At 43.0% G+C, this 12,588-nt stretch carries 12 protein-coding genes, 4 tRNA genes and 1 other annotated feature; of the genes, 13 read left to right on the top strand and 3 right to left on the bottom strand.

The features are described from left to right. Positions 1-108 precede the first annotated feature (108 nt). Both MHI08_RS18510 and MHI08_RS18505 read left to right on the top strand, forming a co-directional pair. A complete protein-coding gene (locus MHI08_RS18510) occupies positions 109-1,242 on the top strand; it encodes a DUF418 domain-containing protein (RefSeq protein ID WP_135033103.1) in 1,134 nt (377 codons plus the stop codon). A 13-nt stretch (positions 1,243-1,255) separates the two neighbouring features. Further along, on the top strand, positions 1,256-1,465 hold the full coding sequence (locus MHI08_RS18505; protein ID WP_342499868.1) for a hypothetical protein: 210 nt from the start codon (positions 1,256-1,258) through the stop codon (positions 1,463-1,465). A gap of 29 nt (positions 1,466-1,494) precedes the next feature. Here the strand turns inward: MHI08_RS18505 and MHI08_RS18500 are convergent, their stop codons facing one another. After that, the gene (locus MHI08_RS18500; RefSeq protein WP_122632112.1) at positions 1,495-2,019 is read right to left on the bottom strand and encodes a peroxiredoxin family protein; all 525 of its coding nucleotides are present in this window, start codon (positions 2,017-2,019) and stop codon (positions 1,495-1,497) included. A gap of 343 nt (positions 2,020-2,362) precedes the next feature. On the opposite strand from MHI08_RS18500, the gene MHI08_RS18495 reads away from it, so the two are divergent. The 11 genes from MHI08_RS18495 (at position 2,363) to MHI08_RS18445 (ending at position 10,498) form a co-directional block, all read left to right on the top strand. After that, positions 2,363-2,438 (top strand) — tRNA-Lys (locus MHI08_RS18495). 6 nt (positions 2,439-2,444) lie between these two features. Beyond that, positions 2,445-2,516 (top strand) — tRNA-Glu (locus MHI08_RS18490). A gap of 82 nt (positions 2,517-2,598) precedes the next feature. Continuing rightward, positions 2,599-2,675, top strand: a tRNA-Asp gene (locus MHI08_RS18485). Positions 2,676-2,702: 27 nt separating this feature from the next. Continuing rightward, a tRNA-Phe gene (locus tag MHI08_RS18480) sits at positions 2,703-2,775 on the top strand. Positions 2,776-3,122: 347 nt separating this feature from the next. Then, positions 3,123-3,830: a response regulator YycF gene (yycF, locus tag MHI08_RS18475; RefSeq protein ID WP_024424030.1), complete on the top strand. Its 708-nt coding sequence runs from the start codon at positions 3,123-3,125 to the stop codon at positions 3,828-3,830. A gap of 7 nt (positions 3,831-3,837) precedes the next feature. Then, the gene (walK, locus tag MHI08_RS18470; RefSeq protein ID WP_122632111.1) at positions 3,838-5,676 is read left to right on the top strand and encodes a cell wall metabolism sensor histidine kinase WalK; all 1,839 of its coding nucleotides are present in this window, start codon (positions 3,838-3,840) and stop codon (positions 5,674-5,676) included. After that, entirely contained in the window at positions 5,666-7,045 is a 1,380-nt protein-coding gene (gene yycH, locus MHI08_RS18465) for a two-component system activity regulator YycH (RefSeq protein WP_073208144.1), read from the top strand. Before walK ends, yycH begins: the two co-directional genes overlap by 11 nt. Continuing rightward, a complete protein-coding gene (gene yycI / locus MHI08_RS18460) occupies positions 7,032-7,895 on the top strand; it encodes a two-component system regulatory protein YycI (protein WP_341319615.1) in 864 nt (287 codons plus the stop codon). The genes yycH and yycI overlap by 14 nt, the downstream gene beginning before the upstream one ends. 6 nt (positions 7,896-7,901) lie before the next feature. Continuing rightward, a complete protein-coding gene (locus tag MHI08_RS18455) occupies positions 7,902-8,696 on the top strand; it encodes an MBL fold metallo-hydrolase (protein ID WP_024424026.1) in 795 nt (264 codons plus the stop codon). An 81-nt stretch (positions 8,697-8,777) separates the two neighbouring features. Then, positions 8,778-9,965: a trypsin-like peptidase domain-containing protein gene (locus tag MHI08_RS18450; RefSeq protein ID WP_024427620.1), complete on the top strand. Its 1,188-nt coding sequence runs from the start codon at positions 8,778-8,780 to the stop codon at positions 9,963-9,965. A 68-nt stretch (positions 9,966-10,033) separates the two neighbouring features. Continuing rightward, positions 10,034-10,498 (top strand): GNAT family N-acetyltransferase, encoded by a 465-nt coding sequence (locus MHI08_RS18445; protein WP_103132536.1) that lies wholly within the window; start codon positions 10,034-10,036, stop codon positions 10,496-10,498. A 39-nt stretch (positions 10,499-10,537) separates the two neighbouring features. On the opposite strand, the gene MHI08_RS18440 is transcribed toward MHI08_RS18445, so the two are convergent. Next, positions 10,538-11,419, bottom strand: coding sequence for an ABC transporter ATP-binding protein (locus MHI08_RS18440; protein WP_024427618.1), 882 nt, complete (start codon positions 11,417-11,419; stop codon positions 10,538-10,540). Continuing rightward, positions 11,420-12,109, bottom strand: a complete 690-nt coding sequence (locus MHI08_RS18435) for an ABC transporter permease subunit (RefSeq protein ID WP_025093692.1) — start codon at positions 12,107-12,109, stop codon at positions 11,420-11,422. 192 nt (positions 12,110-12,301) lie between these two features. Continuing rightward, positions 12,302-12,572 (top strand) — a binding site (T-box leader). Positions 12,573-12,588 lie beyond the last annotated feature (16 nt).

Here is a 12,588-nt window from a genome sequence, read left to right as displayed (position 1 = left end):
CTCGCATTTTACTGGTGTTTTTTTGTTTAAATATTCCTTAATTTCAGTAGAACGGACTTCCGGTCATTACCAAAATATGATAACTGTATAGGAGGAAGGAGCGTTCTAGTGAAAGAAAGAATACGATTATTAGATATTTTACGAGGTTTTGCCATACTAGGCACCTTGGGAACGAACGTCTGGTTTTTTGCGTATGCAGGGGATACCTTTGCGACAGATCAGATTGCGGATGAATATGAAAATGGCAGTTTTCTAGAAAGTCTTGTCTCCATGTTCGTTTATGGAAAAATGCTCTCGCTGCTCACGATCATGTTTGGTGTTGGATTGGAGCTGAAATACCAGCAGGCAAAAAGGAAGGACACGCCTTGGCCGGGTACTTATTTATGGATTCTTTTATTTTTATTTATCGAAGGCTTTGTCCATTTTACGCTTGTGATGGAATATGATGTGCTCATGAGCTATGCCGTTACGGGGCTGCTTGTGGCTTACATTGTACGGGGAGGAAGCAGGCGCATCAAAAAGGGCATGGTGTTCTCAGGTGTCATTCATTTGCTCATGATGTCATGTCTGATGCTGTACTCCCTCTCTGAAATGGAGTCAGCGACCGATGATCAAAGCGGTGAACCAGCGCTGGAAGAGCAGCTGCCAGAAACATGGATCTCGCAGGTTCAAGAACGGTTACAATACTTCTTCATGTACCGAGAAGAAGCGGTCTTTATTATTCCAATGAACACATTTCTGTTTTTATTAGGTGTGCGGATGATGAGAGCCGGCGTATTTTATGCAAATGAACGCGGACAATCTCTCCGGAAAATATTGTTCCGAATCGGACTGTGGATCGGTCTGCCGCTGAATGCACTAGTTTTCGTACCGAACGATTTAGTGGAATTTGTGGTGCGCTACGCCTTTTCACCATTTCTCTCTATTTTCTATATAGCTGTCATTGCGAAGCTCCTCGCACGCACGGAGTCATGGTTCATGTGGACTTGGTTTGAATATGTAGGGAAAATGGCGCTTAGCTGCTACATCCTGCAAAATGTCATCTGCTCCATTCTTTTTTATAGCTGGGGATTGGGTCTTGGCGGTCAAATCAATGCGCCTCTTATTGTATTGGCATGGCTGTTGATTTCACTTCTGCAAATCGCGGTTTCAGCAGTTTGCCTAAAGGTTTGGAGAATTGGACCAATGGAATATATCCGTTCACGGGCACTTCGCAGGGTGACGATGAAACAAGCATCATAAAGGGGAGAGCACAATGTTTTTTAAAAAAATGACGAAAAGAGAACAAGCGAATGCACATAAAGCTGCTGTGCCGGCATTTGTTTTTTATCTTCTGGCATTAGGAGGGCATGCGCTGTACATGTATTTCCAGGGTAATAAACCACCCGTCACTTTTGTCATTCTCGTGGCGGGTCTCTTTGTTTTTTTCACCGCAGATTGGCTATATAATAAAAAGCGTTCATAAAAAAAGCCCTCATCGCTAGGGCTTTTTCCTTACTTCAGGCTTTTATATTGGCCTTTTAAATTTTTACGGATGTACTGAATGATTTTGCGTAGTTCGTTGGCATGCGGTCTGCCAAACGGACTTGTTTGTCTTTGCTGATAGAGCACTTGACCTTTTTCATTTAATAAGAAATAGGCGGGTTCACCGTGCACCCCGTGGTCTTCATATGGGGCTTCTTCCCCGTGATAGTGGACTTCATATGCTTTTAATGACGTGAGGTCATGGTCATACATGATCGGGAAGGATAGTTCCTCTTTATCCGCAAATGCCTTCAAGTCATCAGGGTTATCCGTGGAAATCGCCATCAAGTGAATATCCTTGTCCTGAAAATATGACTGCTGCTGTTCGAGCTCTTTTAATTCTTCTACACATACCGGACACCAAGATCCTCTAAAGAAAACGATCAGGTGCCAGCTTTGATGCTCCTCTAAATGTTTGTCGAAATCAATGTGATCGCCCTGTATTGTTGGAAGTGAAAAGTTGGGCATTTTATCTCCTAATTTGAATGAACTCATACTGCTTCCTCCTTTTTCAATGACAATGTCACTTGTTTCATGTATAGCCATTTTTGAGCGGCCTGAAACGTGTCTATGTGTTTGAGTAGGCAGAAGACATCCGAAAAGGCGTATCTAATGAAGGCGGTTGCAGAAGTGGGAGCTTTGATAGGAGAAATTTAAGTCCGATACTTTTTTTAAAAAAATGTCGAAAAACGTATTGCCATATGTAATTACTCTATGATATTATAAATCTCGTTGTTGCAAAGGTCTCTGAAACTTGTTAGGATGCGATGTTCCAGCTTTTTTAAATCGATTGGTTTGGCGCAATACAGCTTCTTCAGATTCACTTTTCACAAACCGAGAGCCATTAGCTCAGTTGGTAGAGCATCTGACTTTTAATCAGAGGGTCGAAGGTTCGAGTCCTTCATGGCTCACCATGTATTGGCCCGTTGGTCAAGCGGTTAAGACACCGCCCTTTCACGGCGGTAACACGGGTTCGAATCCCGTACGGGTCATTGATTTACTTTAGCGTTAAGCTAATTTTTTCCTCACTTGCTTGAAGGAGCACCACGATTGCTTTTTCGGGCAAGTTACTGAGGTCCGGTAGTTCAGTTGGTTAGAATGCCTGCCTGTCACGCAGGAGGTCGCGGGTTCGAGTCCCGTCCGGACCGCCATTTATACATATTCATCTTTTTGATGATGGCTCGGTAGCTCAGTTGGTAGAGCAACGGACTGAAAATCCGTGTGTCGGCGGTTCGATTCCGTCCCGAGCCACTTCCAAACGCATCTGCAATCGCAGGTGCGTTTTTATTATGAAAAGAAGGCATAAAAAGGGAGAAGCCGGACCTAGGTAGGGCCCGGCTCCATAAGAAGAAGACGTTACATCTATATAGACGGCTGGTGATTGGAAAAGTTTCAATAAAAAAGGAAAAAGTCATCAATTTTTTCGGGAGGCGCCTTCCTATCCAGCGTTTACTAGAAAAGAAAGCCGTTATTATTTTTATCTTTGCCTCGTAAAACGTTATAATAGACAGTGAGCCTTTTTTTCATAAACGGAAAAGGCGTAATGATACATGCAAAATGGAATGACATAGATGCTAAAAATGCAGGAGGAAATCACAATGGAAAAAAAGATTCTTGTCGTAGATGATGAAAAACCGATTGCTGATATATTGGAATTTAATTTAAGGAAAGAGGGCTATGAGGTTCATTGTGCATATGATGGAAACGAAGCCCTTGAAATGGTAGAAGAAATCAAGCCGGACATTATTCTGCTCGACATTATGCTGCCGAATAAAGATGGTGTTGAAGTATGCCGTGAAGTGAGAAAGAAATATGACATGCCGATTATCATGCTGACAGCAAAAGACTCTGAAATTGATAAAGTCATCGGCCTTGAGCTTGGCGCAGATGATTATGTGACAAAGCCTTTCAGCACACGTGAGCTGCTTGCCCGCGTGAAAGCGAATTTGAGAAGACAAACCGCTGCTCCGCAGACGGAGGAAGAATCTGAATCAAATGATATTGAGGTTGGATCACTTGTTATTTATCCAGATGCGTATGTGGTGTCTAAGCGCGAGGAAACGATAGAATTAACGCACCGTGAGTTCGAACTGCTTCATTACTTAGCGAAACATATCGGACAAGTCATGACACGTGAGCACTTGCTGCAAACGGTATGGGGCTACGATTACTTCGGAGATGTCCGTACAGTAGACGTTACAGTCCGCCGTCTTCGTGAGAAGATTGAAGACAACCCTAGTCACCCGAGCTGGATCGTGACAAGACGAGGCGTCGGCTACTATTTAAGAAACCCAGAACAGGACTAAGATTCTTATGAGTAAAGTAGGTTTTTTTCGCTCGATTCACTTTAAATTGACCTTGATTTACGTGCTGCTGATCATCGTTGCCATGCAGATCATTGGCGTGTACTTTGTGAAGCAGCTAGAGCAGTCCTTAATTAATTCATATGATAATTCCTTGAATCAGCGAATCTACTCGTTATCGTATTACCTAGAACAAGATTCATCGAAGAGCAAGGTAGAATTAAAAGAGGATGCTCAAAAGATATTAAACGATTTTAACAACAAGGATGAGTCTAATGAAATCTCTGAAGTCAGCTATATTGATGAAAGCAGAGAGGTCATTGCCTCTGTAAATAACGGCAGCCAAGAGATTGCCGGAAAGAAAATCACTGATCAAATCATTAGCCGTATTTTTGCGGTTGGCAAAGACTATGAGAAAAAATTCTATGACCCTGAGTCAAATAAAAGGGTGCGTATTTCTGCGACAGCCGTAAAAAATGAGAACCAAGAGACCGTTGGTGTGATTTATGTTGTGTCTTCAATGGAAAGTGTGTTTAACCAAATGCGAACCATTAACACCATTTTAGCGACTGGGACACTGATTGCACTTGGGACGACTGCTCTACTTGGTATCTTCATCTTTAGAACGATCACTCATCCTATTTCAGATATGAGAAAGCAGGCGATCGAGCTTGCCAAAGGGAACTTCTCCAGAAAGGTCCGGAAGTATGGACATGACGAGATTGGCCAGCTTGCGACAACCTTTAACCATCTGACGAGAGAGCTGGAGGAAGCTCAGCTGATGACGGAGGGGGAGCGGAAAAAGCTTTCTTCTGTTATTGCCTATATGACGGACGGTGTCATCGCAACGAATCAAAACGGTGCAATTATTCTATTAAACAGCCCTGCATTAGAGCTGTTAAATGTTTCACGTGAAACAGCACTAGAGATGCCGATCACGTCCTTGCTTGGCTTAGAGGAAACCCATACATTTGAAGATTTAGTCGAAAATCAAGATTCCATGCTGATCGAAATTGAGCGCGAAGATCAGCTGTCTGTATTGCGTGTTAATTTCTCCGTCATTCAGAAAGAGCATGGGAAAATTGATGGCTTAATTGCGGTCATTTATGACGTCACAGAGCAGGAGAAAATTGATGCTGAACGCCGTGAATTCGTAGCGAACGTATCGCATGAGCTGCGCACACCGCTGACGACGATGCGAAGCTATCTTGAGGCACTGGCTGAAGGTGCGATTGGTGATAAAGAGCTTGCGCCAAGATTTCTCAGTGTCACGCAAAATGAAACGGAGCGCATGATCCGGCTTGTCAATGACCTGCTGCAGCTGTCTAAGTTCGACAGCAAGGATTATCAATTCAACCGTGAGTGGACGAACTTTATCAGGTTTATCTCGCTCGTCATTGATCGTTTTGAAATGACGAAGGAGCAGCATGTCGATTTTATCCGCAACCTGCCGCAGCGTGAAGTATATGTGGAAATCGACCAAGATAAAATTACACAGGTGCTCGATAATATCATTTCCAATGCCATGAAATACTCACCAGAGGGTGGACACATCACGTTTACCGTTGATCTGGATGAAGAGAAAGGCCTTGTGTTATTTAGCGTCAAAGATGAAGGAATCGGTATTCCGAAGAAGGATATGGATAAAATCTTTGAACGTTTTTATCGGGTAGATAAAGCAAGAACAAGAAAGCTTGGCGGAACCGGCCTCGGTCTTGCGATTGCAAAAGAAATGGTTCAAGCTCATGGCGGAGATATTTGGGCTGACAGCATTGAAGGAAAAGGGACAACGGTGACCTTTACCCTTCCGTACAATGAAGAACAAGAGGATGATTGGGATGAAGCGTGAGACCTTTAAAACCATAATATTGACAATCCTAATTGCGATCAGTCTTGTATTTACGTGGAATATCTGGATGTTCCAGCCCGTCATGCAGGATCAGGCAGATACCGGCACAAAGGTCGTGGAAACGAAGAAGATTTCAAGCGACGAGCCTAGAAGTCTCATTGATGTCGTGAAGCCGCGCGAGATGTTCATCCATTCAAATGGAGAGCATTTTAAAGTGGATCAAAAGGAACTCTTTCAAAACTTTTGGAATGATGTGAGCCTTTGGGATGTCAAAGAGATTAATGATGTGTCAGATCAATATTCCGAGCAGAAATTTAAGAATTTCTTCTATGGACGCGAAGGACAAGGGAAGACATTGGATCTTGTGTTCAATGATCCGATTCCGATTGATATTTTCCAAGCGCTCTTTAAATGGCCGAACAAGTCCATTGAATACAACTCGTTTGATCGGATGATCGTGCCGTTCGCTCAGCAGGATAAGGCGAATAAAAAAGTATATTTGGTCTCATACAGCAAGGAGACGGTGCTTGAGCTGACAATTGAGTCCGCCAATTACCGTAATCTAATGAACAGTATCGCAGCGGCTCAAAACGAGATGCCGCGCTATGATCTTTATACATTCTCGACGAATTCTAAACGAGATTTCCTTCTTCCGAGAAAGCAAAAGCAGCTTGAAGCGAAGATGTTCTTTATCGAAACGATTAAGACAAACAAGTTCAAAGACGCTTTGTTTACGGACCCGAGCCTTGTCGGTGAGGAATCTAATTTAAACCGGACGGTGTACACAGATGGCACAAGCCGCCTTGAGGCTAATCAAAAAGACCATCGCATTCAATATCAGCATCGCAATATCAATTCCAGCACTGTTTTCCAAACGGGGGATTTGATCAAGCGAAGCGTGAAATATTTCAATGATACGGGAAGCTTTACTGATGACTATCAATATTTTGGCATCAACAGCAACCAGCAGCTGTCCTTCAATATGTTTATGGACGGTCTGCCGATTGTGAACAGTACAAAGCATCCATTTGGGATGACCTCCCTTGAAGTCCAATGGGCGAATGATGACATTTTGAATTACAAGCGTCCAAACTATATTCTTGGCAATAAAGCCAGTCAAAGTGAACAGGTCAAGCTGATGAACGGGACAGAGCTGAAGGACTTGATCATCAAGCAGACGAAATATGATGACCTGGAGAAAATTGAACAGATTTTCCCTGCATATCAAGCTGCTTCAACTGCATCAGATCAAGATCAAGCAATGTTTGTCTGGCTGGAGCCTGTATGGTGCATGAAATATAACGGCAAAACCGTGATTCTATCGAATGATCTTTTGACAGAGGGGAGCGAGAATCATGGAGTGGAATAAGACCAAAACGATCTTTATCCTAGCCTTTCTCGTTCTCGATATCTTTCTAGGTTTTCAATACTTTGAAAAACGGTCAACCGATCATTTTGCGATTATCGAAAAAACGGATACGCTGGAGGAAATGAAGGCAGACGGGATCAAATATGGCAATCTATCAGATGAAGCGAAGATTGGATACCGCATTACAGCTGAAAAGAAGCAATATACGAAAAAGGATGTCGATGGATTAGCTGATCAAAAGGCGAAAAGCACATTCCCGAAATCAGACAAAGATGATCCTGTCACGCTGCTTGAAATGACCTTCAATAAGCCAGTTGCCTTGCCGAAAAAGGATATCAAAACAGCGGCGACGAACCTTGTGAACCAGCGATTGCTGGATGGGAAGAATTATAAGCTGTGGAATATAGATGAAGAGACAGGGAAAATCGTCTTTTTCCAAACGTATAAAGGGAAATACATCTTCCAAGAAGGCCTTGATGACACCGAAACCATCGGGCAAATTACCTTAAATCTCAACGATCAAAACGAAGTCGTCTCATATCAGCAATCGATGGTGACATCGATTAATGAAGTGAGAAAAGAAACCCTTGTCCCAGCACTTGAAACCGTGAAGGACTTATATACGCAAAATATGCTGAGTCAAAACACGACCGTGAAAAAGGTAGAGCTGGGCTACTATACGCAATACCCAGGGGCAAGCACGCAAGTCATGGTTCCTGTATGGCGGGTGGAGCTTGAAGGCGTATCAGCAGGTTCAAAGAAAAAGACAGAGGAAGAATATTTGATCAATGCCATCGATGGCTCAACACTTGATCATATAGAGAAAGATGACAAATCTTCAATGGAGTGAGAGAACATGAGCTTGCAGTTCAGTGTACTAGCGAGCGGAAGTACGGGGAACGCTTTTTATTTAGAAACAGACGAGCATGCCTTTTTGGTGGATGCTGGTTTAAGCGGCAAACAGATGGTCGAGCTGCTTGGCCAAATCGACCGCAAGCCTGAGGACTTGGACGGCATTTTTGTGACACATGAGCACTCCGATCATATTAAAGGGCTTGGTGTCATGGCAAGAAAGTACAAGCTTCCTGTCTATGCAAATGCGAAAACATGGAAGGCGATGGAATCTCATATCGGAAAAATTGATACAGAGCAGAAATTCCATTTTGATATGGAGACCGTTCAATCCTTTGGCGGCCTTGATGTCGAGTCATTTGGTGTCTCACACGATGCGGCAGAGCCTATGTTTTACGTGTTCCATTATGGAGGGCGCAAACTTGCCCTCATGACGGATACAGGCTATGTGAGTGACCGCATGAAAGGCATTATTAAGTCAGCCAATACGTTTGTGTTTGAGAGCAATCATGATGTCGGGATGCTGCAAATGGGCCGATACCCATGGAGCATTAAGCGCAGAATTCTAAGCGATGTTGGACATGTATCAAATGAAGATGCTGCTCTTGCAATGACAGATGTCATTGGAGATGCCACCTCACGCATTTATTTGGCTCACTTGAGTCAAGACAACAACATGAAGGATTTAGCCCGTATGGCGGTCCAGCAGACGCTTGAAATGAAGGGCTTTGTTGTGGGGGATGGCTTTGATTTATTTGATACAGACCCGAAAAAAGCAACCCCGCTTTGCGCCGTATGATTTTTATAATCGTATGATTAAGATAAGAGCTTCTTACCAACACTATATACATCATCTATTCACTGAAAGGAAGGAAACATAGTGGATTATCGCGATGTAGAGTGGAAGCCGAGACGAAGCAGAAAAGGATATTTTCTTTCTGGTTTGATCGGTGTATTGGTAGGAGCTTTTTTAATGGGATTCTTTTTCCCCTATGTATCTGGACAGAGCGGCAGTCCCTTTGGATGGCAGCAGAACGGTGATGGGCAAGCATCACAGGGTCCTTTAAAGACGGTGAATGTAAACGTCAATGATGCTGTCACGAAAGTGGTGTCTAATATGTCAGATACGGTGGTCGGCGTCATTAATATCCAAAAGTCAAGCTTTTGGGAGGAAGGCGGAGAAGCAGGCAGCGGGTCAGGTGTGATTTATAAAAAAAAGGGTGACACGTTTTATATTGTCACAAACCATCACGTCATCAAAGGCGCCAACCAGCTTGAAGTGAGCCTCCATGACGGGACAAGAATTAGTGCCAATCTTGTCGGCAGCGATCAGCTCATGGATTTAGCAGTTCTCACTGTCAAAAGTAATAAAATCAAGAAAACGGCAGCCTTCGGTAACTCAGATCATGTGAAGCCGGGTGAGCCAGTCATCGCCATTGGAAATCCATTAGGGCTTGAATTCGCAGGCTCTGTCACACAAGGAGTCATATCAGGCACAGAGCGTGCGATCCCTGTTGACTCAAATGGAGACGGACAGACGGATTGGAATGCAGAGGTACTGCAAACAGATGCCGCCATCAATCCTGGAAACAGCGGTGGTGCCTTGATCAATATGGACGGAAAGGTGATCGGCATCAACTCAATGAAGATTGCTGAATCAGAGGTAGAAGGAATCGGGCTGTCTATTCCAGCGAATCTGGTCATCCCTGTCATAGAGGATTTAGAGCGCTACGGAGAGGTAAAGCGTCCGTATCTTGGCGTCGGCATGAAATCATTAGCGGATATTGCGAGCTACCACTGGCAGGAAACGTTGAAACTGCCATCTAAGGTTACATCTGGGGTTGTTGTCATGAGTGTTGAGCCGTTATCTCCAGCAGGAAAAGCGGGACTAAAAGAGCTGGATGTCGTGACCTCCTTTGATGGCAAGAGTGTTCAAAATATCGTAGATCTTCGTAAGTATTTATATCAAAGGAAGGTCGGCGACAAGGTAAAGGTGCAATTTTACCGAAGCGGGAAGAAAAAGTCAGCAGAGATCAAACTTTCTCAAACCGACCGATATGGCGGCTAACCAGTTCCAGTAAGGGACTGGTTTTTTTGGCATGACTGACATATGATGAAGGAAAGGGGGGGGTAAGATTGGTTACACTACAACGGATGTCACAAACCGATTACGATGTATTGATAGAGAAGGCCATTCAGCGGTACGCGGAAGAAAAGGTACTCGCAGGAACATGGAAGAAGGACGAATCACTTGCGAACGCAGAAGAACAATTTGACAGGCTGCTTCCAGAAGGTCTGCAGACAGAGCATCATGAGCTGTGGAATTTCTTAAACGGAGATGAAGCGATTGGCTGGGTTTGGCTTTGTTATGACCCGAATCACCCGCAGCACGAAGGATTTATTTATAACTTTATTTTGTTTGAAGCTTATCGGGGAAAAGGCTTTGCAAAGCAGGCCATTGCTGCATTAGAAGAGCAGGCAAAGTCATTAGGTGTGCAAAAACTCTCGCTCCATGTCTTTGCTCACAATCAAATCGCCCGTTCGCTGTACGAGAAAACGGGATTTGCAGAAACTGGTATTTATATGAGTAAACCTTTATAAAAAAGAAGAAGTACCGTGCAGAAAGCGTACGGTACTTTTTTATGAGGACATCATGGCATCCTGAGCCGTGACTCTGTATAAATCGACTTTACACTTCACGAAAGCGCGAATGATCGCTGGAACTTGAGCTTCTGAACGAATTAACAATGAGGTCTCGTCATCACTGATTACAAGATCTGTTCCGACAGTTTGTAGGTACTGCGTGAGAACAGGTTTCACCTCATCATCAATCCATGCATGCTTGAAGGTTGCACGTATGTTTGAGGATGTGATGGTTTTTTCTTGAGGATGAGTATGTGGGGACACTAATTTTCCTTCAGAAATGAACGCCGTTTTGGTACAAATACTATTGGTGAACCTTGGGCGGTCAGCTGTTAAAAAGACGGTTTTTCCTTCATCCTTTAATGTTTCAATGACCCGCTGAATGTGCAAGATTGAATCTGCATCAATATCGGCAAAAGGTTCGTCAAGTAAAATAAATTCCGGCTGATGGGCGATGGCCTGCGCCATTCCGAGCCTTTTCTTCATACCAGGTGTGAAGGCACCGACCTTCTCCTGATGATCATGATGTAAACCGACAAATTCGAGCAGTTCTTCATAATCACTCGTTCTCTGGCGTGTTCCGGTGATTTTTGATAAATAGGCAATATGCTCAAGAGCCGTAAGACCTTCATATAAATCCGTATATTCTGGCAGAACACCGATATGCTGTCTCACTTTTTTTAGCGAAGGCATATTCATCACTGTAAACGTACCAGAGGTAGGGCGGGAGATGCCGGTAATGATATTGAAAAACGTCGTCTTACCAGATCCCTTTGGTCCAATGAGGCCGAAGATATCTCCCTGATTGACATCAAGATTAATATGATCTATTGCGACTTTTGTACGATATTTTTTTGTGAGCCCTTTTGTATGAAGCATCTACACATCCCTCCTTTGAAACAGCAGTGCAGTTCCAATGAGTAAGATAACGGTCAATGCCGTGTTCATTAGGACGTAGGTCAGCGGTTCACTCCAGCGCGCATAATAATAAGGCGTCATATATTGGAACCAATGAATCATTCGTTCTGAAGAAAGAACAGAAATCATACTGACGATTGGGAAAAGAAAGGAAAATAACATACCGACAAACATTGATTTCTGCGGTGTTGGAAAGAGCATGGACAAAAATAAAGCACATGAGATACCGACACTGATAAAGGTTAAGATTTTTAAGGCATCTGAGAACAGAAAACGGTGTGAAATCACCATATTCAGCACATATGTCGTCATAATACAGCTAAGCCAAAACAGCATCAGTCCTAGATATTTCCCGATGATAATGTTCAAACGGGTTGTTTTACTGACGAGAAAACGAATGGTTTTCAAATGAATTTCGCGGCTTAAAATATCATGAGACAACAAAAAAATAAGGAAGAAACCAAATAAAGACATCACCAGTTCATTCCCAATAGAATAAGGATCCTTTGCCAGTTCCCATTTTTCCTGATGAGCAGCGATAAACGGAAGACTTGAAACAAAAGTAGATAAAATGAAAATAATAACAATTGTTAAAATAGATTTTGTGCTTTTGAAGAGCTGCTTAAACTCATTCATACAGATGGTCCACACACGCTGTACCTCCCTTCACCTTTATTATACCCCTAGAAAAGAAAGACACCATATCTCGCTCTTTAACATTTGTTTAAATTTCATAAAAAGAAGACTCTTCCAGCACCAGTTGACTCATTTTTAAAAATGTTCAGAAAAATATCTTGATTTATCAAAAAACATCATGTATGATAGCTTTAATTCAAGATAGTTATACAGGCAATGACGAGAGAAAGTACAATCATCAATTTTTCCACAGAGAGCTTCGGCAGCTGAAAAGAAGCAAAAATAATGATTCGAAAAATGGTCTCTGAGCCTCGTGCTGAACATATCTATGATATTAGTAGGTGACGACGAGAGTTGGTACTCGTTATCAAAACCACAGTATATGAGCCAGATTGGAGCTTTGTACTTGTAGAGGCTGTTTAGCGCGAGCAAACAGTAAATAAAGGTGGTACCACGAGACAAATACCTCGTCCTTATGATTCAAAGATAAGGAT

The organism is Bacillus sp. FSL M7-0791, from assembly GCF_038627085.1.
GTDB lineage: Bacteria > Bacillota > Bacilli > Bacillales > Bacillaceae > Bacillus > Bacillus safensis.
This window is presented reverse-complemented; position numbering and strand designations above follow the sequence as displayed.